The organism is Clostridium nigeriense (assembly GCF_050585265.1).
GTDB classification, from domain to species: domain Bacteria; phylum Bacillota; class Clostridia; order Clostridiales; family Clostridiaceae; genus Clostridium; species Clostridium nigeriense_B.
In genome coordinates, this window is sequence record NZ_JBNOOE010000003.1 from 196246 (window position 1) to 220594 (window position 24349).

At 26.4% G+C, this 24349-nt stretch carries 22 protein-coding genes, 1 pseudogene, 1 riboswitch and 1 other annotated feature; of the genes and pseudogenes, 16 read left to right on the top strand and 7 right to left on the bottom strand.

Features of this window, described 5'->3' with window-relative positions; translation table 11 throughout:
- Positions 1 to 19: 19 nt before the first annotated feature.
- Both ACQPVP_RS04490 and ACQPVP_RS04495 read left to right on the top strand, forming a co-directional pair.
- A complete protein-coding gene (locus ACQPVP_RS04490) occupies positions 20 to 787 on the top strand; it encodes a YoaK family protein (protein ID WP_430847639.1) in 768 nt (255 codons plus the stop codon).
- Positions 788 to 835: 48 nt separating this feature from the next.
- Positions 836 to 937: riboswitch (purine riboswitch) on the top strand.
- A gap of 90 nt (positions 938 to 1027) precedes the next feature.
- Positions 1028 to 2353, top strand: a complete 1326-nt coding sequence (locus ACQPVP_RS04495; RefSeq protein ID WP_430847641.1) for a nucleobase:cation symporter-2 family protein — start codon at positions 1028 to 1030, stop codon at positions 2351 to 2353.
- 304 nt (positions 2354 to 2657) lie between these two features.
- Here ACQPVP_RS04495 and ACQPVP_RS04500 read toward each other — a convergent pair.
- Both ACQPVP_RS04500 and ACQPVP_RS04505 read right to left on the bottom strand, forming a co-directional pair.
- Positions 2658 to 3446, bottom strand: a pseudogene (locus tag ACQPVP_RS04500) (IS3 family transposase); the annotation flags it as partial.
- Positions 3447 to 3846: 400 nt separating this feature from the next.
- Positions 3847 to 3975, bottom strand: a complete 129-nt coding sequence (locus ACQPVP_RS04505; protein ID WP_430847643.1) for a hypothetical protein — start codon at positions 3973 to 3975, stop codon at positions 3847 to 3849.
- Positions 3976 to 4236: 261 nt separating this feature from the next.
- On the opposite strand from ACQPVP_RS04505, the gene gpmA reads away from it, so the two are divergent.
- From gpmA to ACQPVP_RS04535, 6 genes are all read left to right on the top strand, one after another.
- Positions 4237 to 5004, top strand: a complete 768-nt coding sequence (gpmA, locus tag ACQPVP_RS04510; protein ID WP_430847645.1) for a 2,3-diphosphoglycerate-dependent phosphoglycerate mutase — start codon at positions 4237 to 4239, stop codon at positions 5002 to 5004.
- A 99-nt stretch (positions 5005 to 5103) separates the two neighbouring features.
- On the top strand, positions 5104 to 6006 hold the full coding sequence (locus ACQPVP_RS04515) for a hypothetical protein (RefSeq protein ID WP_430847647.1): 903 nt from the start codon (positions 5104 to 5106) through the stop codon (positions 6004 to 6006).
- A 4-nt stretch (positions 6007 to 6010) separates the two neighbouring features.
- Positions 6011 to 6598, top strand: a complete 588-nt coding sequence (locus ACQPVP_RS04520) for a hypothetical protein (protein WP_430847649.1) — start codon at positions 6011 to 6013, stop codon at positions 6596 to 6598.
- Between the two features lie 93 nt (positions 6599 to 6691).
- Positions 6692 to 8554 carry a carbohydrate-binding domain-containing protein gene (locus ACQPVP_RS04525; RefSeq protein ID WP_430847651.1) on the top strand — a complete coding sequence of 621 codons (1863 nt, stop codon included), beginning with the start codon at positions 6692 to 6694 and terminating at the stop codon, positions 8552 to 8554.
- Positions 8555 to 8773: 219 nt separating this feature from the next.
- Positions 8774 to 9100: a PadR family transcriptional regulator gene (locus tag ACQPVP_RS04530; RefSeq protein WP_430847653.1), complete on the top strand. Its 327-nt coding sequence runs from the start codon at positions 8774 to 8776 to the stop codon at positions 9098 to 9100.
- Positions 9090 to 10382, top strand: a complete 1293-nt coding sequence (locus ACQPVP_RS04535; protein WP_430847655.1) for a DUF2812 domain-containing protein — start codon at positions 9090 to 9092, stop codon at positions 10380 to 10382. Before ACQPVP_RS04530 ends, ACQPVP_RS04535 begins: the two co-directional genes overlap by 11 nt.
- 47 nt (positions 10383 to 10429) lie before the next feature.
- Here ACQPVP_RS04535 and ACQPVP_RS04540 read toward each other — a convergent pair whose 3' ends face one another.
- Together ACQPVP_RS04540 and ACQPVP_RS04545 are read right to left on the bottom strand one after the other, a co-directional pair.
- Complete coding sequence (locus ACQPVP_RS04540) at positions 10430 to 11119, bottom strand: DUF4956 domain-containing protein (protein ID WP_430847657.1); 690 nt, start codon at positions 11117 to 11119, stop codon at positions 10430 to 10432.
- Positions 11113 to 11859, bottom strand: coding sequence for a polyphosphate polymerase domain-containing protein (locus tag ACQPVP_RS04545; protein WP_430847659.1), 747 nt, complete (start codon positions 11857 to 11859; stop codon positions 11113 to 11115). Before ACQPVP_RS04545 ends, ACQPVP_RS04540 begins: the two co-directional genes overlap by 7 nt.
- 282 nt (positions 11860 to 12141) lie before the next feature.
- Here ACQPVP_RS04545 and ACQPVP_RS04550 point away from each other — a divergent pair, with 282 nt between their 5' ends.
- The 4 genes from ACQPVP_RS04550 (at position 12142) to tyrS (ending at position 16448) form a co-directional block, all read left to right on the top strand.
- Positions 12142 to 12753, top strand: coding sequence for a C40 family peptidase (locus ACQPVP_RS04550; RefSeq protein WP_430847661.1), 612 nt, complete (start codon positions 12142 to 12144; stop codon positions 12751 to 12753).
- A gap of 81 nt (positions 12754 to 12834) precedes the next feature.
- Positions 12835 to 13353 (top strand): RNA polymerase sigma factor, encoded by a 519-nt coding sequence (locus ACQPVP_RS04555; RefSeq protein ID WP_430847663.1) that lies wholly within the window; start codon positions 12835 to 12837, stop codon positions 13351 to 13353.
- The gene (locus ACQPVP_RS04560) at positions 13337 to 14725 is read left to right on the top strand and encodes a DUF4179 domain-containing protein (RefSeq protein WP_430847665.1); all 1389 of its coding nucleotides are present in this window, start codon (positions 13337 to 13339) and stop codon (positions 14723 to 14725) included. The genes ACQPVP_RS04555 and ACQPVP_RS04560 overlap by 17 nt, the downstream gene beginning before the upstream one ends.
- Positions 14726 to 14835: 110 nt before the next feature.
- Positions 14836 to 15113 (top strand) — a binding site (T-box leader).
- A gap of 123 nt (positions 15114 to 15236) precedes the next feature.
- Positions 15237 to 16448 (top strand): tyrosine--tRNA ligase, encoded by a 1212-nt coding sequence (gene tyrS / locus ACQPVP_RS04565; RefSeq protein WP_430847667.1) that lies wholly within the window; start codon positions 15237 to 15239, stop codon positions 16446 to 16448.
- A 109-nt stretch (positions 16449 to 16557) separates the two neighbouring features.
- On the opposite strand, the gene ACQPVP_RS04570 is transcribed toward tyrS, so the two are convergent.
- Positions 16558 to 16728, bottom strand: a complete 171-nt coding sequence (locus tag ACQPVP_RS04570) for a hypothetical protein (protein ID WP_430847669.1) — start codon at positions 16726 to 16728, stop codon at positions 16558 to 16560.
- 189 nt (positions 16729 to 16917) lie between these two features.
- On the opposite strand from ACQPVP_RS04570, the gene ACQPVP_RS04575 reads away from it, so the two are divergent.
- The 3 genes from ACQPVP_RS04575 to ACQPVP_RS04585 all read left to right on the top strand — a co-directional run bounded on the left by ACQPVP_RS04575 (position 16918) and on the right by ACQPVP_RS04585 (position 19545).
- Complete coding sequence (locus ACQPVP_RS04575) at positions 16918 to 17709, top strand: EcsC family protein (protein ID WP_430847671.1); 792 nt, start codon at positions 16918 to 16920, stop codon at positions 17707 to 17709.
- Between the two features lie 117 nt (positions 17710 to 17826).
- Positions 17827 to 18969, top strand: coding sequence for an MFS transporter (locus ACQPVP_RS04580; protein WP_430847673.1), 1143 nt, complete (start codon positions 17827 to 17829; stop codon positions 18967 to 18969).
- Between the two features lie 48 nt (positions 18970 to 19017).
- The gene (locus tag ACQPVP_RS04585; RefSeq protein WP_430847675.1) at positions 19018 to 19545 is read left to right on the top strand and encodes a GNAT family N-acetyltransferase; all 528 of its coding nucleotides are present in this window, start codon (positions 19018 to 19020) and stop codon (positions 19543 to 19545) included.
- Between the two features lie 42 nt (positions 19546 to 19587).
- On the opposite strand, the gene cplR is transcribed toward ACQPVP_RS04585, so the two are convergent.
- Entirely contained in the window at positions 19588 to 21231 is a 1644-nt protein-coding gene (cplR, locus tag ACQPVP_RS04590; RefSeq protein ID WP_430847677.1) for an ABC-F type ribosomal protection protein CplR, read from the bottom strand.
- Positions 21232 to 21658: 427 nt separating this feature from the next.
- On the opposite strand from cplR, the gene ACQPVP_RS04595 reads away from it, so the two are divergent.
- A complete protein-coding gene (locus ACQPVP_RS04595; protein ID WP_430847679.1) occupies positions 21659 to 23608 on the top strand; it encodes a GTP-binding protein in 1950 nt (649 codons plus the stop codon).
- 51 nt (positions 23609 to 23659) lie between these two features.
- On the opposite strand, the gene ACQPVP_RS04600 is transcribed toward ACQPVP_RS04595, so the two are convergent.
- Complete coding sequence (locus tag ACQPVP_RS04600) at positions 23660 to 24298, bottom strand: hypothetical protein (RefSeq protein ID WP_430847681.1); 639 nt, start codon at positions 24296 to 24298, stop codon at positions 23660 to 23662.
- Positions 24299 to 24349: the final 51 nt, after the last annotated feature.

Sequence of the window (24349 nt, forward strand, 5' to 3'; positions counted from 1 at the left end):
ACTAAGGAGGATCTATAAAATGAAAACAATTGTTAGTGAGGGTGAAGAAGTAAATATTAGGGGAATATTTGGAGCTTTTAGAGAGAAAGTACCAAGTCATAAAATAACTTCAGAATCTTTAAGATTAGGAATAATATTGGCTATAGTTGGTGGCTTTTTAGATGCATATACTTTTATATGCAGAGGAGGAGTATTTGCAAATGCTGAGACTGGAAATATAGTTTTAGTCGCATTAGGTATTACTAATGGAAATTATAAAAATACTTTAATGGCAGCTATACCGATTTTAGCATTTGTAATTGGTGTATTAGTCACAGAAAAAATAAGAGAAGTCTCAATAAGAAAATATGAAGGATCAGAAAAAGCAGAAAAATTAATACTAATTATTGAGGCTATAGTTTTATTTGTAATAGGATTTATACCAAATACAATTCCTCATATTTTTGTAACAAGCACTATTTCATTTGTTTCCTCTGTTCAAATTTCATCTTTTAGAAGGCTTGTAGATTCTCCTTATAGTACGACTATGTGTACAGGAAATTTAAGAATAGCATCACAATCAGCTTACTTAGCTATAACTAAAAAAGATAGAGAAGCATCAGCTAGGACAATAAGATATTTACTTATAATTATATCTTTTTTAGTTGGTGCATCTCTTGGTGGAATATTAACATTATATATGGGAGTTAAATCAATATGGCTTTGCTCACTACTTTTATTAATATCTAAAACTATTTTTATTATAGATGAATATAGATTTAAGGAAAGTAACGATGTTCCTTGTTAAAAATACAAATAATTTTTATTGAAATAAGATGAGCGTTCGTGTATAATACCAATAAGAATTAAAAGAACTCGTATATCATCGGTAATATGGACCGAAAGTTTCTACCTGCTAACCGTAAATTAGCAGACTACGAGGTATTGTACTTAGGATTAAGGGTAAGTGTTTATGTAATTTGTGATTTTACTTCTATTTTTAAGTCAAGCACCTCGATAGCGAGGTGCTTTTTAATTTATTTAAACAATGGAGGATGAAATCATGGAGAACTTACCAGTAAATGATGGAATTAAATTAAATTATAAAGTTAATGATAATCCATCAATGGCAGAAAAAATTTTATTTGGAATTCAGCATATATTTGCTGCATTTGGTGGGATAATAGTGGTTCCCCTAGTTATATCTAGTGCATTAGGCTTTGATGCTAAAACAGGAACAGCATTAATAAGTGCATCAATACTGGCAGCGGGACTAGCAACTATAATACAATCAAAGGGAGTAGGACCAGTAGGGTCCAAGGTAGCTTGCATAATGGGAACTGATTTTACTTTTGTAGCACCGTCAATTACAGTTGGATCAGTTTTAGGGTTATCTGGAATAATAGGAGCAACAATATTAGGAGCAATATTTGAAGTAGTGCTTAGCTATTTTATAAAACCTTTAATAAAATTATTTCCACCAATAGTTACAGGGACAGTAGTATGTTTAATAGGATTGACTCTAATCCCAACATCTATAGATTGGGCAGCAGGAGGTAGTGGTGCAGCTGATTATGGTAGTTTAAAAAATATATCAATTGCAATGCTAGTATTAATTGGAACTTTATTGTTAAATCGTTATGGAAAAGGTATGTTTAGTAGTGCAGCAGTACTTATAGGTATGATAGTTGGATATATTATATGTATTCCATTTGAATTAGTAGATTTTACAGCTGTTAAGGAAGCAAGTTGGTTTTCAATGCCTAAAATATTAGAATATGGAGTTACTTTTGATTTAAAAGCATTTATTACATTTATACCGGCATACTTTGTTACTGCAATACAAACGGTAGGTTGTTTAAAAGCAATAGGAGAAGTTTCAGATGTTGAAATGACTGATAAGCGAATAGGTGCAGGTGTACTATCTGATGGAATTGGAAGCATGATAGGTGGATTTGTTGGAACAATGCCAAATACAACTTTCAGCCAAAATGTAGGATTAATACCATTAACTAAAGTTGCAAGTCGTCATGTTGCAGTTATGGCAGGAATTATATTAGTTATCTTAGGATTTTTACCAAAGGTTGCTGCAATAATTAATGGAATGCCACAGCCTGTATTAGGGGGAGTTGGAATAGTTATGTTTGGTACTGTTGCAGCCGCAGGAATTAAGACTTTAAGTAAAATAAAAATAACAGAACGTAATCTTTTAATAATAGCTACGTCTATAGGATTAGGACTTGGAGTAACATTTAGACCAGAGTTTATTTCTCAATTACCAGAAGGATTAAAAATGATTTTTTCGTCAGGTATATCAACAGGAACAATTGTAGCATTATTATTAAATATAATATTAAAAGAAGAAAAAGAGTAATCTTTCTATAATCTATAGCTGCATAATTAACTTAGAAAATATCTTTAAATTAATTATGTAGCTATTTATAATTTAATACAAAAACTGATGTTTCTAATGATAAAAATATAATAACAGCAAGGGCAAATGCATACGTAGATTTATTTGAAGATGAAAATGACTTACAGGAAACAATAGACTTTTGGAAGTATCATAAGAGAGTTCAGTAAGTTTTATAATATTGAAATAGAATTTATTTATAAAAAATATCCTAGTAATAATTTGAACTGCTCCCTGTCAAGTAGACAGGGTAAATAATATAAAATTATGCAGCTAAGGTATGGCTTCTATATTCAATAGGAGCCATACCGTTTAATTTCTTTTGTAACCTTTTTTTCTTATAAAATTCTATATAATCATCAATAGCTTGTTTAAGTTCATCAAACGTATCAAACTTTCGTAGATAATACATCTCAACTTTTAAGGTACCCCAAAAAGCTTCCATAGGAACATTATCAATACACCTACCTACTCTAGACATACTTTGTATTGAATTAATTTCATTTAATTTATACTTAAATGTTTTAGAGGTATATTGAAATCCGCGATCACTATGGAATAGTGGAGTTGCGGTCGGATTAGATTCAATAGATTTATATAAAGTATTAAAAACCAATTTATTATTATTAGATCGACCAAGCAGATAAGAAATAATACTATTATCACAAAGATCTAGTATTGCACTTAAATAAGCTTTACTTCCGTTAGTTAATTTAAATTCAGTAACATCAGTTAGCCATTTTTCATTTGGATTATTTGCTACAAAATTTCTATTTAATATATTTTCAGCTGTAATTTGCGGAGTGCTTTGAATATATTTCCTCCTTTTACTTCTAATTACAGCAGTAAGTTTTACAGATTTCATAAGTCTATATATACGCTTATGATTATAGTTTGAGTTTAGTCTATTATGTATATTTAATGCTATACGGCGATACCCATAAATTCCTTTAACTTCTGAGTACAGTTTAATAATTTCAGCTAAAATAATTTTATTTTCTTTATCTCTTTTAGTCTCTGATCTATTTAACCACTTATAATAAGAAGCTCTTGCAACTTTAGCACATTTTCATAACTCAGATATTGAATAGCCTAATTCATGTAATTCTTTAATTGCAATATACTTACTAGTAGATGAAACATTAAATTTATTAGCAGTTAAATTATAATCGTTAGCGTTAGCAATACAAAATGATACTATTTCAATTCTTCTTCATAAGTTGTTTTTCTTCCATTGCTCATAATACGATTTCCTTTATTATTATTTCCATTATACTTCCTTGTCCATGCTTTTAAAATCCCTCTATCTAAAATTCCATATTTTTTACAAATTTGAAATATAGTATATTAATCTTTAAAATAATCAGCAATAGCCATATTTTTAAGTTCAGGACTATAATATTTATTTTTAGAATTAGTTTTTAAACCTTCTGGTCCAAAAGCCCTATATTTTCTTACCCATTCTTCAAAAGTAGATTTACATTTGCTCTTGGATATGATTCTGATATACTAAATTTCCCTTCTAAATAATCTTCTACAATTCTGATTTTAATTTCTGACGATACTTTAACTTTTCTCCCCATAAATAAATACTCCCTTCATAATTACAGTTTTTATTATTTAAACTGTCTACTATAAAGGGAGCATATCATTAGTTATTACTAGGATATTTTTATTATATTTAGATTAATCTTTATTTATAGTAATATATTTAATTAATTTAAATATAGTGAAAAAGATGTAAAATACTTGAAGTTTCAAAGAAAGAGATGTAAAATATTAATTAATAAAAGTTATTAGTTAATAAAAGTAAAAGTTAAAATAGATAAAAGGAGTAATGATTTATGAAGTTAGTTATTATAAGACATGGAGAAAGTGAATGGAATAAATTGAATTTATTTACTGGATGGAGTGATGTAGACTTATCTCTTGAAGGAATAGAAGAAGCAAGATTGGCTGGAAGAACTTTAAAAGAAGCTGGATTAGATTTTGATATTGCGTATACTTCTTATTTAAAAAGAGCTATTCATACTTTGAATCTAACATTAGAAGAAATGGATAGAGAGTGGCTTCCAGTTATAAAATCATATAAATTAAATGAAAGGCACTATGGAGCATTACAAGGATTAAATAAGGCTGAGACAGCAGAAAAATATGGAGAAGATCAAGTTAAAATATGGAGAAGATCTTTTTCGGTAAAACCTCCGATATTAAATGAGACAAGCAGTCAAAATCCTAAAAGCCAAGAACAATATAGGGGAATTGATGAAAATAAATTGCCACTTGCTGAAAGTTTAGAAGATACAATTAAAAGAGTTGTTCCTTATTTCAATGAAGTTATTAAAAAAGATATGATATCTGGAAAAAGAGTATTAATTGCAGCACATGGAAATTCAATAAGAGCACTAGTAAAATATTTTGAAAATCTTTCAGAAGAGGAAATACTAGAGGTAAATATACCAACAGCAACTCCATTAGTATATGAATTTGATGATGATTTTAATGTTATAGAAAAATATTATTTAGGTAATGAAGAAGAAATTGAAAAGAAAACAAAAAGTGTTTTAAATCAAGGTAGCATTGAGAATAAGGAAATAGAAACTGTACAATAAAATATGATTTAAATAATCCAATAATATTAAAAGTATTGTTGGATTATTTTGTAATTTAATTTATAATTTTAATTAAATATAAAAAATTTGGGGGATAAAATGGGAAGAGTGAAAACTGCTTTAAGGATTTCAGGAGTATTAATTTTATTATCTTTTTTTATATCTATATCAATTATATATTATTTGAAGTTAGATAATCCTGTATTTTTAAAAAGCTATAAGGATATTGAAGTTATTGAAAATGAGGGGAATTATATAACATCAGGTTATGACATTGAAATTAAATATATAGCAAACATAGAGGACGATAGAAAGGTATCATCGATAGCTTTTAAAGATGCACCTAATTTGAATTTTTATGTTAGTGAAAATAGTCCAATAGGAATAGTACAATATTATAATTATAGTAATGATAATATTGAAGAGCATGGAAGATACGGAATTCATACAGTATTTCTTAATTTAAATTCACATAATTATGGATATGATTTAGATGATGATATTGTATTAAGGGAAGCAACTATAACATTTAATGATGGTCTTACTATGGATGTAGACTTAGGAAAGTTAGTATTATATAAATATAAGTCACCTCAAGAAAATTTAGCTGATAAGGTTTTATATTCATATAGTACTGAAGCTTCAAGTGATGGCATAAGTAAAAGTGGATTTTATGTGAAAAAATACATTCAAGTATCAGATATATACTCAAAATTGTTTGAGAATACAAGAGATTTAATAGACTTCAATATAAATAAGATTGGAAGTCTAGAAGACAGGGATTTAATTTATAATGCAAATGATAATTTATATTTTACTTCTCAATTTAATTATATAGATGATCCGGAAAGAAAACTTTATAGTTATGATATAAGGCCTATTATTTATTTTAAAGATAGGGACGGAAAAGAATATGAAAAGAGAGTATATAATGTGACTTATAATCCTTTATTTAATTTCAATGATATATATAAATATCTAAGAGAAACAGGAGAAATATAATATTATGAATGGATATAAAAAGGTTTTTTTGGGAATGATTTTTACAACTTTCCATTTTAACTTAGGACCAATAGAAATTTTACCAGCTTTTATTGCAATATTAATAATTTGCTCAGGAATAAATGAAATATTAGTTAATTATAATAATGTTTCTATTAAAATATCTTTAAAATTATTTGAGATAAAAGTACTTATGTCTTTTATAACTTTTGCATTACCATTTATAGGAATAGAAAATGGGTTTAATAATATTATAGTAAACATAATTTGGTTTAATGTAGGGAGTATTTTAGAGATTTTAAGTATAGTTAAACTTTTAGAAGGTACTTCAGAAATCTTATCTGAAAATTATAATACTTATTTAGGGAATAAGTACAAAAGTAAAGCAATAGTATATATTTATTTTTATTCAGTTGTATTAATTGTAAGCAACATTAATTATATATTTATGTCAGAATCAGTAGGCTTAGTTATAGCCATATACGCATTAATAATTAAGTGCATGGTGATATTCTCTTTTAGAAAATTATATAATGGTGATTTAAAAATAAATAATGATTTTGCAAGTGGAAATGATTTAGATAATATATAGCACAATAAAACAAAGTTTATATTTTAAAACTTTAAGATTAATTTAAGGTAAAAATGCTATTATTTATTCAAAGAAATTCTAGGAGGATTTATTATGAGTAAAAAGATTATAGCAATATTATCGATAGTATCTATTTTAGCAGGTGCTACAGGATGTACTAATAAAGCTACTACAACAAATGATAATACAGTTGTAAGTGATAATATAGAAAATGTAGATACTAACATAGTTTTAGGAGATTCAATTTCAGTTGAGGGTAGTGGAGTTACAGTTGAAGGAAATATAGTAACTATAAGCTCTGCTGGAACATATGGGATATCAGGAACCCTAGATGATGGGCAAATAGTAGTAAATGCAGGCGATGAAGATAATGTTAAATTAGTTTTAAATGGAGTTAATATAACATATTCAAATAGTGCTCCTATTTATGTTATGAATGCTAAAAATGCTTATATAGTATTAGCAGAAGGTAGTGAAAATGTAGTAACAGATGGAGAAAACTATGTTTTTGAAGATGAAACTACTGATGAGCCTAATGCAACAATATTTAGTAAGGATGATTTATTCATTAGTGGTACTGGAAAGCTAACAGTAAATTCAAATTATAATAACGCAATAACTAGTAAAGATGACTTAGAAATAGGTGAAGCTACTATAGAGATAACTTCTGTTGCAGATGGACTTAGAGGTAAAGACTCAATTACTATTACTAGTGGTAACATTAATATAAATGCATCAGGAGATGGAATGAAATCTAATAATTCTGAGGATACGGAAAAAGGTTATGTATTAATTGAAGGTGGAACTATAAGCATAACTTCTGGTGAAGATGGAATTCAAGCTGAGACAAGTGCAACTATTACTGGTGGAGATTTAACTATTAATACAGGTGGTGGTAGTGAAAATAGCAGTAAATCTAGCAGTACTTGGGGAAGTTGGGGAAATCCGATGGACTTTGGTGGAAGTTCCACTACAACTGAAGATGATACTGCAAGTGCTAAAGGTATAAAAGGAAATACAGCAGTAAAAATAGATGGAGGTAATATTAATATAGATTCTTCTGATGATTCAATACATTCTAATGGAAATGTAGAGATAAATGGAGGAAATATAAACATAGCTTCTGGTGATGATGGAATTCATGGAGATTCAACTGTAGATATTAATAATGGAGAAATTAATATTACAAAATCCTATGAAGGTATAGAAGCAGAAACTATAAATATTAATGACGGAAATATAAAAGTAGTCGCAAGTGATGATGGAATTAATGCTGCAGGTGGTAATGATGGATCTTCTGTAAATGGTAGACCAGGTCAAAATAATTTTGCTTCATCAAGTAATGGAACTATTAATTTAAATGGTGGTAGAATAATAGTAGATGCAAGTGGCGATGGAATAGATTCTAATGGAAATATTTATATGAAGGATGGAGTAGTTATAGTAAATGGTCCAGAAGATAATGGAAATGGTGCTTTAGATTATGATGGTAACTTTGAGATTTCTGGTGGATTATTAATTGCAGCAGGAGGTTCAGGAATGGCTCAATCACCAAGCAATTCTTCAACACAAAATTCAGTTAATTTATTTACTTCAGTTTCAGCAAACACATTAATTCATATTGAAGATGAAAGTGGAAATGAGTTAATAACATTTGCACCAAGCAAAACAGCAAGCTCAATAGTTATATCTTCTCCAGATATAAAAACAGGAACAACTTACAAGGTATATACTGGTGGAGAATCAACAGGTATATCTACAGATGGATTATACTCTGATGGAAGTTATTCTGGAGGAACAGAAGGAGATAGCTTTACAGTGTCTAGTTCAGTTACAACAGTAGGTCAAAGTGCAGGTGGAGTTGGAGGACCAAGTGGTGGAAATCAAGGTGGTCCAGGTAGTGGAAACCAAGGTGGTATGCCAGGACAAGGATCAGGAATACCTACAAGACCTTAATTAAATATTTAATTATAAGAAAGAATATTACGGATTATTAAATAGTTTGTAATATTCTTTTTATTATATTTGTTTGAATTTATTAATTATTCGGAAAAATATAAAAATATTGAACTTTACAATTGACAATATTGATACTCGATAATATCATATATAATATACAGGGATTTTATATTATTACAGTTAATATCGAATATCGATGTTTGGAAGGGGGTAAAGATGCCGAGAGAACAGTTTCAAAATTTAACAGAGCCAATGTACTACATATTAATTTCATTAATAAAAGAAAGATGTGGAGTAGATATTATGGCTGAAGTTGAAGTAATATCTAAAGGAAGGGTTAAGGTAGGTCCAGGAACATTGTATGCCTTACTTGCAAGGTTTGAAAAAGAAAATATGATTGTAGAAACTGAAGTAATTGGGAGAAAAAGAAGTTATATAATTACTGAAAAAGGATTAGAAATACTTAAAGATGAGTATGATAGATTAATTAGATTAGTTAAAGATGGAGAATTTTTCTTAGGGGGAAATAGGAATGATATTTAGAGATGAGAAGTGGGTTATATTCAATTTTTTACCTTATGAATATAAAAGTCTGGAAGAATATTTAGAAAAGATGGCAATAAAGGGATGGATGTTAGAAGATATAAATGGATATTATTTAAAATTTGTTAAGAGATCACCTAAAAAATTAAAGTATTCAGTAGATATAATGGATAGTATATCATTTTTCGATGGCAAGGACACTGATAAGGCATTAGAGTATAGGGAATATTGCAAAGAAGCTGGCTGGAATTTTGTTTGTGAAAGTGATAAAAGACAAATATATTGTAGTGAATCAGATGAAAATAGGATAGATATTCATACAGATGAAATAGAAAAATTCAATACTATTGCTAAAGCCTCATTAAAATATATTTGTTTAAGTTTAATAAGTCTTATTTGCATTTTATTTATTAAGTACAACATTACGATCGGAAGTGGTAATGGAGAATTTTTAGCTAAATCCTCCAGTTTAGCTAGTCTTATATTTGTTAATATTATTTTACTTCATGAAATAGCAGGTATAATAACATTTTTAATATTTTTTATAAAGGGAAAAATTTCAATAAGTAAAAGAAGAAAAATAGATTATAACTTCAAAAAAGTAGTTTTAGTAAAGAGAATAATATTGTATTTAATATATAGTATTTTAGTTATATCATTTATATTTTTAGCTATAGAATATGATATAAGCATTTTAAAAGTAATTATTATAATAGTTTTTTTACTTGTTATAGCTAATTGTATAATTAAATTTATTAAAAATAATAATTATAAAAATGATTATATAATAATTTCAGGAGTTTATCTAGCAGTTACGTTAATAATGTTTTTTATTATTACTAATATGATTTCAAAAGATATAGTTGATAAAGACTATAATTATAAAATGTTAAGTGAAGTATCTAATTTAAAACTTGAAGATTTCAATGATGTTAGCAAGGAAGATTTATTATATTTTAAAGTAGAAAAATCACCAATAGCTTCATATTTATTTTATATTGATGAAGGAGAAAAAGTTTACTTAAGATATGAAGTCTTTGAAAGTGAGTACAAATGGGCAGTTAAGTATAATTTTAATAAGACAATTAAGTATCTTAGTAAATTAGGGGCTAAATATATAGAAAAAGAAACTAAGTTTCCAAATGATATAAAAGTATATATGAACGAAAAGGAATATGAATATATTATAATTTCTGAAAATAAGATGGTAGAAATATCAACTATTGAAACCATAAGCGAAGAGGAACTAATTAATATTGTTTATGAAAATATATTTAAATAAAAACAAGGAGATTTGCTATTAAATTTAGCAAATCTCCTTACTTTTTACTAGTTGTAAACTTTTTCCTCAAACCCAGCAAAATTAAGTGATATATTTAAATTTCCATTTTTACATCTTAATTCATCTATAAATTTCTTTTGGTTAGCATCAAGTTTCATTTGAACTATATAATGTATTTCAAAAAGAGAGCCGAAATCTCTAGTTTTAATAGTTTCAACAGACCAAGAATTAGTATATTTATTTAATATGTCATCAAATATTCCATCATAATTTAAGTCTTCTGGAATAGTTATTTTTAGCTTTGAAGTTTTAGTTTTTGGCATAGCGAATTTTGTTGCATCTAATATTAATGTTAAAGCACAAAGTACTATAGTGAATATAAAAGCATATCCTATATATCCCATACCACAAGTTAATCCTACAGCTAAAGTAAAGAATACATAAGCTATATCTTTTGGATCTCCAGGAGCACTTCTAAAACGAATAATTGAAAAAGCTCCGGCTAAACTAAAGGCTCTAGCAACATTATTACCAACTAATAATATTATAATTGATATTATTACAGGTAGCATAATTAGTGTTACTGTAAAGCTTGGTGCGTATCCTTCTCTTTTATGAGTTTTCATATATGCAAGGCTAATGATTAAGCCTAGAATAATTGATGATGAAATAATTAATAAAGCATTAAATAAAGTAAATGATTCCCCGCTAGTTGATGTTATTATTGTTTCTAACATATATTTTGCCTCCTTATGTCATAAGTTTTATTTAAACAATAACTCATATATTCATTTCCATATTTGGAAAAGTGAGTATTGTATATCTCTAATTCTGAAAGGGCTTTACTTAACCATAATGGAACAGCGCCTAATATTTTAACTTCCATAAGATAATTTTTAGAAGAAAGAATATTATCTCCATAGCCACCAGATTTAAGTGATAAGTTATCGCGTCTACTTAATATATTTGAATCAAATGTAACTCTAAAATCATTATCATTTTTACCAAAGAAAGCATTTCTGCTATAGCTTATATATACTTTAGGAGATACAGTATTATTTCCTAAATAATATTCTATTTCATTAAGAACTTGATTATTTAGATAATCAATAGACTTAGGTCTTTCTCTAAATTCTAAAAATCTTTCAGCTTCTTTTAATGTTAAAGTTGCTCTTCTTTTATTAACAATTCCATTAATTTTTTTCTTAAGTTCCAAGAAAACTTTATCATTTTCACCTATAGGAGCTTTATAGCTTCTTAATCTAAGTTTTTCTTTATAGTAAGGTTTATTAATAGAATGTCTAATTACATGATTATCTTCAGTATCATAATAAATACTATAAATATTATAGTTTTCTCCATTCTTACAGTACTTATCTGGGTCCATATATTCATATAAAATTGGTAAAAGAGATTTGTATTGATATTCATTTAAAATAAATTTTTTCTCAAATCGTTGAAAGGCTTTTATTGCCATAAAGTTACCTCCTGTTAATTTTTCTTTCTGATGTAATTATATAAACTAAAGCTTAAAGAAATCTTAAATTTGATAAATTTATTTATAAAATAGGTGATTTAATATAATTTTGCCATGACTTTAAGCTTGCAACGGAGGGACTAATATATTTACTTCTTTTTTTATTTTAGAAAGAATTAATATTTGGATATAAATTGTAATTTAAAAGTAATTATGAAAAATAAATTACTTAAGGTAAAATTAAATTATATAAGTAAATTTAGGTGTAAGGGAGTTATTGGGATGGTAAATAGAAGTAGGAAGAAAAATTTAATATTTGTGATAGGGATAATAGTTTTAGCAATCATAGGAATTATAATCTTTAAAAGTGTATACAAAAATGATAATTATAAAAATGAAGGAATTAATATGACGGAAGAAGATAAAGAAATTATAAATAAAGTTATAGAACTTACAGAAGAAAAAATTGGTTTACAGTATGTGTGGGGAGGAAAGGGAGAAATAATGACTGAAGAAAGACTTGATGAACTTACTAGTTATTATGGAGATGAATATTATCCATTAAGCAGAGAAACTTATATAGGTAGTCAAGCCTTTGATTGCTCTGGATTAACTTACTGGGCTTATAGAGAAGTAACAGGGGTAGAAATAGGTTATTCAACCTTTGATCAAGAAGATATTTTACAAGAATATGAAGTTAGTAAAGAAGACTTACAACCTGGGGATTTAATATACACTCCAGGACATGTAGTTTTATATAAGGGAAAAGGGAAAATAATCAATGCTTATAACAAATATATTTATCCAATTGGAGGAGTAAAAGAAGGTAGTCTTAATCTAGGTAATGATAGTGTAATTTATAGGCCACTAGATTATATAAATTCTTTAAAATAAATTTGAATAATAGGGAACTTTTTCTTTTATATGGGACTCTTACATATGTAAGGATAGAGATAAGGTTAAGGGGGGACGGATTTGGAGCTAGAAGTTAAGAGAGCTAGAAGTGGTGATAAAGAGGCATTACTATCATTAATTATGAAGGAAAAAGATAATTATTATAAGCTTGCCTACTTTTACATGAAGAATGAGCATGATGCTTTAGATATTCTTCAAGAAATGATAATAGTATTATATAAGGAGATTCCAAAGCTAAGAAAACTAAATTCATTTTATAGCTGGAGCAAGAAAATATTAGTGAATCTATGTAAAAAGGAATTATCAAAGAAGACAAATGAAGAATTAGATATATTCTATCCTATAGAAGAAAAAGGCTTTAAAGAGTCAGAAAATAAAATATATTTAAAATCACTTATTGAAAGTTTAAATGAAGATCAAAAAGAAGTAATAAAGCTTAGATACTACTTAGATTATTCTTATGATGAAATATCTCAAATAATGGATATTCCACTTGGAACAGTTAAGTCTAGAATTAATAAAGGTCTTAATAAAATAAGAAAAAGTATAGGTGGTGATATAAATGATGGACTTAGATAAGGAATTAAAGAATTTAAAAGAAGATGGAATACAGGCACCTGATAATTTTGAAGAATTAATGAGGGAAGCATTAAATAAAAATAATACTGAGAATGAAAGAATAGAAATAAAGAAGAGGTTAAATTTTAATAATAAGTATTTAAAGATAGCCTTAATATTAATGGCATTTATATTAATTTTTAATTTCAATTCAGTATCAGCAATGATAAAGAAGCTTATTGGTTATGAGAGTTATTTTAGTTACTATAGTTATGTTGAAAAACTTAATGAAAGTGGAGAACTTCAAGAAGTTAATAAGAAAATTAAATTTAATAATGGTAAAGAAGTAACAATTGAAGCTGTAGTTTATGATAATAAATATATTTCTGTTTTTATGAGAGGAAATATTAAGCATATTGAAAGATTTTTGCCAACAGATGATCTTCCTAATGAAGATGATGAAACAGGTTCAAAATCAAATATTGAAGTTGTAGATGGAGAGGCTGCAGGAGTTATAGGTATAGCCAGTGAAAAAGGGAAGAATGGAGATTCTTTAGGTGTTGAAAGGTTTAAAATAGGAGAAAATAAAAAAGAATTAACTTTAAGAATTACTGAAGAGGGAGAAAATAAAGAAATAACTATTGATATTGATGAATCTAAAATACTTAAAGTGAAAAATATAAAACCTGAAAATAATGAGATAGAAATAGATGGAGTTAAGTTTATAGTAAATAATTTAAGAGTCAGCCCACTTGCTATAGACCTAGATTATTCAGTTGTTTCAGATGAAATAGAAAAAGTTAAAGCTATTCAAATAAATGAGGGGAGTTTTTTTAATGAAGGAATATATTTTATGCCTAATATAGAGGGTAGAAATATTGAAAGAATAGGTGTGTTTGGTGCATATGATGAAAAGGAAGTATTAGAGAATGGTATTAGACTAGTTGAAAATTTTGTTGTTAATGATTTAGCTGTAGATAAGTTTGATAAAGCTAAGATAGTTATTGTAAGAGCAAATTTTAGTGAAGAATTAAATTTAGATATGAAGACTAATATCAATGATAAACGAATAAATGATAATTTATTTATAGAAGAATTAAAATATAATGAAGAAACTGAAACTGTTGATATTGCATATTGGAGTAAGTATAAGAAAATATGGTTTGATAAATATTTATATAATGAAATAGTTCCTTATGATGGATTTATTTCATTTGAACCGTCATCTCATAAAAATAATATAAAAGATTACATTGGTAAGGATTATAGAAAATATGAATTTATGAGAAGACAACTATATATTGGAGACGGTAAAAAATTCTTTATTACAAATGATAAAGCTTTAGATATTAGCAAAAAAGATAGAACCATAAAGATTAAAATCGATTATTAGTTTATAGAATATTATAAAAATATTGACAATAATTCATATAAGTTTTATAATCCATATTAATGAATAAGCATAACTAAGAATTATTTAATATGGTTCGGAGTATAAGATAGTAAAAAGCTATGATAAGAAGAAGTAGTAATTAGTAAGACTTACAGAAAGTTACCGGTTGATGAGAGGTGCAAGATAAGCTAATTATGAATACATCTTTGAGCTTCATACCAAATGGAGTTATTTAAAAGATAGCACCTAGTAGGCTGTGACGGTTTCCTTGCACACGTTATAGTGCTAGAGTATTACCTAGTAAATCTAGAGTACTTGAAAAGGTAGGCAATGTGAATTGTCTATGAACTTAAGGTGGTAACACGAAGATTTATCTCTCGTCCTTTAGAAATAAGGGGCGGGAGTTTTTTTATTTTCAGAAATCAATTAAGTTCTAAATTATCCAAAAAGCTTTAGTATATTATTCTTATAGAACTTGCTTATATTTTTAAATATAAGAGGAGTGTTAAAAATGATGAAAACAGTAGAGGAACAACTTAAAATTATTAAAAAGGGAGCAAGCTTGATAGTTAGTGAACAAGAGCTTAAATTAAAACTTGAAAAATCTATAAAAAATAATAAGCCATTAATTATTAAGTTAGGTCTTGATCCAAGTGCACCAGATATACATCTAGGTCATGCTGTAGTTTTGAGAAAAATAAAGCAAATGCAAGATTTAGGGCACAAGGCAATTATAGTAATAGGTGATTTTACTGGTAAGATTGGAGATCCAACAGGAAAAGCTAAAGGAAGAAAAGCATTAACTGAGGAAGAAGTATTAAAAAATGCTGAAACTTACAAAAAGCAAATTTTTAAAGTTTTAGATAAGGATAAGACTGAAGTTAAATTTAATAGTGAGTGGCTATCAAAATTAAACTTTGATGATGTATTAAAGCTAGCAGCTACAACTACTGTAGCTAGAATGTTAGAAAGAGATGACTTTCAAAAAAGATATAAAAATAATGTTCCAATAGGAATTCATGAGTTTTTTTACCCATTAATGCAAGCATATGATTCTATAGCACTAGAAGCTGATATAGAGCTTGGAGGAACTGACCAAACCTTTAATATATTAATGGGAAGAACGTTACAAAAGGCAAGGGGACAAGAACAACAAATTGCTATGTTTATGCCAATATTAGAAGGATTAGATGGAATAGAAAAAATGAGTAAAAGTTTAGGAAACTATATAGGTGTAAATGAACCAGCTAATATAATGTTTAAGAAGGTTATGGAAGTACCAGATGAATTAATTATAAAATACTTTGAGTTAGCAACAGATGAACATCCAGATGAAATAGAGAAAGTAAGTAAAAGACTTGAAAATGGAGAAAACCCAAGAGATATTAAGTTAGAATTAGCAAAAATAATAACTAGGTTATATCATTCACAGGAAGAATTAAATGAAGCAATAGAATTTTACAGTACTGCTTTTTCAAAAAAAGCTATACCAAATAATATTCCAAGTTTAAATTTTACAGGAAGTAATTTAAGAGATATACTTGATGATTTATTAAATGAGAAATATATACCTAGTAAAAAAGAGTTTAATAGATTACTAGAACAAGGTGGAATTCAGCTGAATGGAGAAAAAATTAAAGACTTAGATGCAACACTTAAAGAAGATGATGTATTAAAAATAGGAAAGAAAAAGTTCATTAAGTTAATAAAAAAATATATTTAAAATCATTATATTATTGCTTTTAATAAATAATTAAATAGATAAAAATATTGTTTAGTAGGCTGTTGCTTTTGCAACAGCCTTTAAGAAGTTTGAAGTATTAGCAATAATTTTATTTATTATGAGATAATTTTGACCTTTTTGTAAACTTTTTACCATTGGCATGAGCGCTTTTCTTTTTTCCATTTTCAATTCCTATTTCTGCGCCAGCTTCAGAATACATTTTTCTAAGTTCTGCATTAGATTTTGGACGGTCTTTATGTCTATGCTTATTATTATCCATTTTAAACTACCTCCTAGGATAAGTTGTCTATATTAGTGTTTCCTTAATATGATTAAAAATAATATAAAATTAGATACTTTCATAGTATCTATTAACTTATAAGTAATAAGATTTAAAGATAGTAATTAATTGACATGTGGCTGAAAAAAAGTATAGAATTAAATTGAATTATATATAAGAAGGTTAATTATGAGTAAAATAATTAAAAAGGAAATTAATAAGTTAAATAAAAAGGAAAACAAGCTAATAAATAAAAAAAGAAACAGGATTATTAAAAGTAAATTAGATCCAATATCAGAAAAAATAGAAGATAAGATTCCTGAAAAATTAAAATTAACATTAGAAACTGCCTTTTATAATGGTTTTAAGTTAGTATTTCAAAAGGGAAGTAAATATATAGAAAAACTATATGACAAAGATAAAATTCAACTGGAACATGATATTAATAATTATTCATTAAATAAGAGACTTACGAGAAAAAGTTTAAAGCTTATGGACTTTCAAGGAAAGAAAAGTAAACTTATAAATTCCACAATTTCAACTATTGAAGGTGGAGGATTGGGGATTTTAGGAATTGGATTACCTGATATTCCTTTATTTATTGGAATGATTCTAAAATCTGTTTATGAAATAGCTTTAAGTTATGGATTTGATTATGAAAGTGATTATGAAAAAATTTATATATTAAATTTAATTAATGTAGCTTTAACTAGTGAAGAGGAAAAGTTAATTTATAATGAGAAAATAAACAAAATAGAAAATAACATAACTATTGGAGTAGATTTAAATTCTTCTTTAGATTTAGAAATTAAGAATACTTCAAAAGTATTATCTAATACATTATTAATAGCAAAATTTATTCAAGGTATTCCTATTATTGGAGTAGTTGGAAGTGTTACGAATTATCAAGTTATAAGTAAAGTTAGTAAATATGCAAATATTAGATATAAAAAGAGATATTTAAATAAAAATTTAAGATAATATATATTACGTGGAGGAAAATAAGGATGTTTAGACCGATTTAACAAAACCTAAATTCATTTTTAAATAACCTTTTTAGGAAGGTTTATTTCTTATGTCTTTAGGAGGATTGTTAAATTGAATAAAAAAGTTAATATACATTTACTAAACATAATTATTTTTTTACAAGGTTTTGTTTTTTATGCACCAATTGCAACTATATATAGGGAGAATAGAGGAATATCTATATCACAAATATTTTTAATTGAATCAATTTACATGATAGTGATAATATTTTTAGAAATTCCTTGGGGAGTGTTTGCAGATAAGTTTGGATATAAGAAAACATTGGTTTTAGCTAATTTTATATTCTTAATGTCTAAAGTAATATTTTTTAAAGCAAATTCATTTTATATGTTTTTATTCGAAAGATTACTATTGGCAGTGGCAATATCAGGTCTATCAGGATGTGATTCTACATTACTTTATCTTTCTCTAGATAAGAAAGAAAATAGTGAAAGAGTTTTTGCTAAATATGAATTTTTTTCAAATTTAGGATTTTTATTAGGATCATTTATGTCTACATTTATAATAAATATATCAATGGATTTATCTGCATTTTTTACTATAATACCTTATGCTTTTGCTTCTTTTATATCCTTATTTTTAAAAGATATAAATATAAAAGGTGAAGAAAGAGTAGGAATAGTAAAAAATATTAAAAATATTTTAATGAAAAGGGGAATGCTATTCTTTATTGGTGGTATAGCTCTTATATCTGAAGTTGTTCAAAGTATCACTGTATTTTTAAATCAAAATATTTATATAAGAAGTAATATTGATATTAAATATTTTGGCGTTTTATTAGCAGTAATTCAAATAATCAGTTTATTTTCAGTAAAGTCTTATAAAATTACTAATAAGTTAGGACAAATAAAATCTATAATAATATTATTAGTAATTATATTAATAAGTTCGTTTATTTTAATATTTACAAATAATTTTATTATAACTTTTAGTGGAATTGCTTTAATATCTACAAGTATGGCTTTTATAAGTCCAATTTCTTTAGATGTTGAAAATAAGTCTATAACTTCAATTGATAGAGCAACAGTATTATCTATTTATTCTATGATAGGAAGTGTTATTTCAGCTGGAATAAATCCTATAATAGGAGTTGCTTCAAATTATTCATTAGAAATGGGATTAATTATATGTTGTGTAATTGGTTTTATTTCAATTATTTTAATAAGTATATATAAAGTTAGGATAGATTTATAATTCTGCTTTATAAGAATTATAAACTAGCTATGAATTTAGAGGTATAAAATGATAATAATAAGAAAAGAAGAAACAAAAGATTATGAAAAAGTTGAAAAAGTAATAGAAGAAAGTTTTAAAACTGCTGAATTTACAGATAAGGACGAGCATAATTTAGTTAGAAGACTTAGAAAAAGTGCTGAATTTGTAAAGGAACTATCTTTGATAGCAGAAGATAATGATAGAATCGTTGGACATATATTATTAACTAAGGCATTTATAAAAGAGAATAATAGAGAATTCGATACTTTAGCCTTAGCTCCCGTAGCAGTTTTACCAGATTATCAAAAGAGAGGTATAGGAAAAAGTTTAATAAATAAGGCTATAGAAAAAGCTATAGAATTAGGATATAAATCTATAGTTGTATTAGGACATGAAAATTATTATCCTAAGTTTGGATTTAAAAAAGCTAGTGATTATGGTATTAAAGCTCCTTTTGAGGTACCAGATGAAGCTTATATGATTTTAGAATTAATACCTAATGCTCTTAATGGAGTTAATGGTACAGTAGAATACTCAAAAGCTTTCTTTGAATAAAATAATAAATGGATAGATTTACATAAATCTATCCATTTATTTTTATTTTAGAGCTTTAATTTTATTTAAGAGATGAAAATATTCTTTTTCTAATAAATCTTTTTTTCCTAAATTTCGTTCAAAAGATAATAAGGATATAATTTCAGAAAGCTTATTTTCTAAAAGCATTTTATTTTCTTGAAGAACTTTTTCATCTTTATTTATTTTAGGTTTATTTTTAAATATTAAATACTCATCATAACTACCATCGAATTGAGTTATTGTTTTATTATCTATTTCTAAAATATAGTTACAAATATTAGAAATAAACTTTCTGTCATGAGATACAATTAAAAGTGTCTTATTAGTATTTATTAAAGAATTTTCTAGAGCCTCCATGCATTTAATATCTAGATAATTAGTTGGTTCATCTAGGACTACAATATTATTATCAGAAAGTAGTAGCTTACAAATGGCAACTTTAACTTTCTCTCCACCACTTAAAATAGAGACTTTTTTATATACAGCATCTTCTTTGAATCCAAAGCCATCTAAATTTGTTCTAATAAAACTTTCCAAATACGAAGAGTCAATTTGGATGTTTTCTAATATAGTTTTATCTGGATTCAATAGGTTTTGTTCTTGATCAAGAAAACCAAAAACAGCATTATTAGAAACTTTAATACTTTCATTTTCATTTTTAATTATTTCTTTTAGAAGAGTACTTTTACCAGAGCCATTTTTACCAATTAAAGCTACTTTCCTACCTTTTTTTATCTTAAAATTAGCATTTGATAATAAAGTCTTATCATTAACTGTAAGGTTTAGAGTTTTTACTTCAATAGGATTTTTAGAAGTAAGTTCTAAATTACTTATTACATTTATTTTTATATCTTTTTCATTCTTTGGTTTCTCTTTTATTTCTAAATGGTCAATTCTACTTTTAATTGCTTTAATATTATTATCTAAGTTTTTTTTAGATTTTTGACCTCCCATTTTATGAAGTCTAGCTTCTGAGTTGCCCATTCGTTTTGGGGTTCTTCTAATATTATTTCTAAGTTTTTCTTTAATAACAATTGCTTCTTCAAGTCTATTTTTTTCGTTTATATATTTATTATATTCATCTATTTCTCTTTCTTTTTCTGATTTCTTCAGTTCTAGATATTTTGAATAATTTCCTTTATATACATTAACTTTTCCATCTTCAATTTCAAATATAGTATTACATAAGGCATCTAAAAATTTTCTATCATGAGAAACTAAAATCAAAGAACCGTTATGCGTTTTAAACATTTCCTCTAAGGTTTCAATACTTTTACTATCTAAATTAGAAGTAGGTTCATCTGCTATTATAAGCTCTTTATTTTCACTTAATGCATTAGAAATTTTAATCTTTACTTTTTCACCACCAGATAAATATTCTTTATATTCTTCTGGTGCCTTTAATAAGCTTTTTATCTTACTAGTAGAGCAATCTTTTTTAAAATTATCTATTTGGCTAATATAAGCATAACTTTTAGTTAAATAGATATTTCCTTCATCAGCGTATTCTTCACCAATTAATATTTTTAAAAGAGTACTTTTGCCAGCACCATTGGCTCCTACTAAGCCTATTTTATCTCTTTTTAATATTTCAAGTTTTTTTATATCTAAAATTAATTTATCTCCATAATGTTTTTTTATATTGTTTAGTAATGCTAGTTGCATAAAAAAATCCCTCCTTAGAATAGGAGAGAGTTATAGACATATAAAAAGGCAACACAAATAAACCTATTGTCAATAATCTACTCTCCATAAATTTGTACATAACAAAAAAGCCTTAAATATTTGCTTTTATATGCACTAAAATTATTTTAAAGTAGATATATTCTCATTGTTGAAATTACCTTTACCTTTCATAAATATATTTTTTATTTTTAATTAATAATGTTTTCTATTTTATTATATACAAAATATTAATATTTAGATAGTATAAGCTTTAAAAACTTTTAATAAATAATTTATTTATATTTTAAAATAAATAATCATTTGAAATATAGATGATAATTTTATGAAGTGATGAAGCAAAAATATGTTATTTAAAATATACATGATATAATTAATATTAATATATAAATTTGGAAAAGGTGATAAGATGAAAAAGACAATAGGAATACTTGCTCATGTTGATGCAGGAAAAACAACATTTTCAGAGCAGGTACTTTATCATACTAATAGCATTAGGAATAGAGGAAGAGTAGATCATAAAAATTCTTTTTTAGATATACATAATATAGAAAGGGAAAGAGGAATTACAATATTTTCTGACCAAGCTATATTTGAAATAGAGGATTCAACTTATTATTTGATTGATACTCCAGGACATATAGATTTTTCTTCAGAGATGGAAAGAGCACTAAGTATATTAGATTATGCAATTTTAATAATAAGTGGAGTGGAAGGTATTCAAGGGCATACTGAAACTATTTGGTCTCTGCTTAGAAAATATAATGTTCCAACCTTCTTTTTTATTAATAAAATGGATAGAACAGGGGCGAGCTTAGAAAAAATAATTAAAAAAATAAGAGAAAACTTAACTAATGATTTATGTTATATAAGCAAATTAAATGATTTAGATGATAAGTTAATAGAGTTTGTTTCGGAAAGAGATGATGTTCTTTTAGAAAGATATTTTAATGGAGATTATAATGAAAAGGATTGGATTATAAGTTTAAAAACTCTTATAAAAGAGGGTAAGATTTTTCCTTGCTTTTCTGGAAGTGCCCTTCAAGATGAAGGAATAGATAAATTTTTGAGTATTTTTAATGAGTTAACTATTAGTAATTACAATGAAGAAATTGATTTTTCAGGTAGAGTTTATAAAATAAAATATGATGAGAATGGAACAAGACTTACATTTATAAAAGCATTAAGTGGAAGTTTAAAAGTTAGAGATGAAGTTTCTTATGGGAAAGGTTATGAAATAAGAGAAAAAATAAGTAGTATAAGACTATATAATGGAAGTAAATTTAGTACTGTAGATAAAGTAGCAGCAGGGGATATTTTTGCAGTTACTGGATTAACCAGTGCAAAAGCTGGTGAAGGGTTAGGATTATTAAAAGATGATGTAAACTTTAATATGGTACCTACATTAATGTCGAAGGTTATATTTGATAAGGTTTATAACGTGAAAGATGTATTAAGATACTTTAGAATATTAGAAAGTGAAGATCCATCATTAAATGTTATCTGGAATGAAGTTTTACAGGAAATAGAAGTTTCTATTATGGGGAAAATTCAATTAGAAGTATTAAAAGAAGTAGTTAATGAAAGGTTTAATTTAAAGATAGATTTTGGACCTTGTGAAATACTGTATAAAGAAACTATAGAAAATGTAACTTATGGATATGGGCATTTTGAGCCGTTAAAACATTATGCAGAAGTTCATTTGAAGTTAGAACCCAATAATAGGGGAGAAGGAATAACCTTTGAAAATAAATGTCATGCAGATGATTTAACTACAGGAAATCAGAACTTAATTAAAACACATATATTTGAAAAAGATCACCATGGACTGTTAACGGGATTTCCAATTACAGATATAAAATTTACTTTACTGACTGGAAGAGCTCATAATAAGCATACTGAGGGTGGAGATTTTAGAGAAGCAACATTTAGAGCTATTAGACAGGGTTTGGAAAAAAATGAAAATATTCTTTTAGAGCCTTATTATAAATTTAAGATAGATGTTGAGTTAGATTATATGGGTAGAATAATATCTGATATTCAAAAATTAAATGGAAGTTTTAATCCACCAGAAACAAGGTTAAATAAAGTTACTATTACTGGGAGAGGGCCAGTATCTACTTTTATGGATTATAGCTCGGAAATTCTTACTTTTACTAAAGGTAAAGGTAGTATAAATTTAATTTTTGATGGGTATGATGTATGTCACAATACAGAAGAGGTAATAGAAAGGTTAGGATATAATAAAAATGCAGATATAGAATACTCATCTAGTTCTGTATTTTGTTCAAAGGGACAAGGGTTTGTAGTTCCTTGGGATAAGGTAGAAGAATATATTCACTGTGAGATAAAGGAATAAAAAGGTAGAACAAATACTGTTCTACCTTATTTTATGTTAGTTTATAAAAAGTTAAAATAAATATGCAAATAATTTATTTCCTTCTTCAAAGATTGTAACAGTAAAGTAATTCCAAGGAACTACAGTAGCTCCAACTCTAGAAATTGCAACACGTATTTTAAATGTAGCACCAGTATTTGTTTCAGAGCTTGGACCTTCATAAGTAACTTTATCTAGTCTTACTACCATTTTTTGCCCTGATGATAACTCCATTTGTTCTCTTAAAGAATTTAGATCCTTAATAAGCTTCTCCCTATCTTCGTTAGTAATTGGAATATATCCATTTTCACTTGTAGTATCATATGAAACTAAATAGTTATATACAGATGAGTCTTCATTTAAATATAAATATAGTAAGTCATTAGTAAAATCTAGCTCTTTATATTCTCCAGGAGTATAGTGTAGAGATTGTTGATCATCATAAATATTAGTGCCTATTTTAATTTCTGATAAATTTTTTGAAGAAGAATATGTTTTACCTAGAGCTTCGAAAACAGTTGGAACTTCAGGCTCTTGAGTTTCTTCTGATGGTAATGTACTTTCTACTTGGTTATTGGAATTATCTTCAGTAAGGGATTCAGATTGTGTGCAACTAGCTAAGTTTAAAGATAATAAAAAAAACATAAAAAATAAAAATACTTTTTTTTTCATTATATCCTCCAAAAGACGTTATTTAAAATATATGTGTAAATTAATTTTATG

Coding starts and splice junctions, on each gene's coding strand:
- ACQPVP_RS04490 (WP_430847639.1), top strand. CDS start 20: ATGAAAACAATTGTTAGTGAGGGTGAAGAAGTAAATATTAGGGGAATA.
- ACQPVP_RS04495 (WP_430847641.1), top strand. CDS start 1,028: ATGGAGGATGAAATCATGGAGAACTTACCAGTAAATGATGGAATTAAA.
- ACQPVP_RS04505 (WP_430847643.1), bottom strand. CDS start 3,975: ATGGGGAGAAAAGTTAAAGTATCGTCAGAAATTAAAATCAGAATTGTA.
- gpmA (WP_430847645.1), top strand. CDS start 4,237: ATGAAGTTAGTTATTATAAGACATGGAGAAAGTGAATGGAATAAATTG.
- ACQPVP_RS04515 (WP_430847647.1), top strand. CDS start 5,104: ATGGGAAGAGTGAAAACTGCTTTAAGGATTTCAGGAGTATTAATTTTA.
- ACQPVP_RS04520 (WP_430847649.1), top strand. CDS start 6,011: ATGAATGGATATAAAAAGGTTTTTTTGGGAATGATTTTTACAACTTTC.
- ACQPVP_RS04525 (WP_430847651.1), top strand. CDS start 6,692: ATGAGTAAAAAGATTATAGCAATATTATCGATAGTATCTATTTTAGCA.
- ACQPVP_RS04530 (WP_430847653.1), top strand. CDS start 8,774: ATGCCGAGAGAACAGTTTCAAAATTTAACAGAGCCAATGTACTACATA.
- ACQPVP_RS04535 (WP_430847655.1), top strand. CDS start 9,090: ATGATATTTAGAGATGAGAAGTGGGTTATATTCAATTTTTTACCTTAT.
- ACQPVP_RS04540 (WP_430847657.1), bottom strand. CDS start 11,119: ATGTTAGAAACAATAATAACATCAACTAGCGGGGAATCATTTACTTTA.
- ACQPVP_RS04545 (WP_430847659.1), bottom strand. CDS start 11,859: ATGGCAATAAAAGCCTTTCAACGATTTGAGAAAAAATTTATTTTAAAT.
- ACQPVP_RS04550 (WP_430847661.1), top strand. CDS start 12,142: ATGGTAAATAGAAGTAGGAAGAAAAATTTAATATTTGTGATAGGGATA.
- ACQPVP_RS04560 (WP_430847665.1), top strand. CDS start 13,337: ATGATGGACTTAGATAAGGAATTAAAGAATTTAAAAGAAGATGGAATA.
- tyrS (WP_430847667.1), top strand. CDS start 15,237: ATGATGAAAACAGTAGAGGAACAACTTAAAATTATTAAAAAGGGAGCA.
- ACQPVP_RS04570 (WP_430847669.1), bottom strand. CDS start 16,728: ATGGATAATAATAAGCATAGACATAAAGACCGTCCAAAATCTAATGCA.
- ACQPVP_RS04575 (WP_430847671.1), top strand. CDS start 16,918: ATGAGTAAAATAATTAAAAAGGAAATTAATAAGTTAAATAAAAAGGAA.
- ACQPVP_RS04585 (WP_430847675.1), top strand. CDS start 19,018: ATGATAATAATAAGAAAAGAAGAAACAAAAGATTATGAAAAAGTTGAA.
- cplR (WP_430847677.1), bottom strand. CDS start 21,231: ATGCAACTAGCATTACTAAACAATATAAAAAAACATTATGGAGATAAA.
- ACQPVP_RS04595 (WP_430847679.1), top strand. CDS start 21,659: ATGAAAAAGACAATAGGAATACTTGCTCATGTTGATGCAGGAAAAACA.
- ACQPVP_RS04600 (WP_430847681.1), bottom strand. CDS start 24,298: ATGAAAAAAAAAGTATTTTTATTTTTTATGTTTTTTTTATTATCTTTA.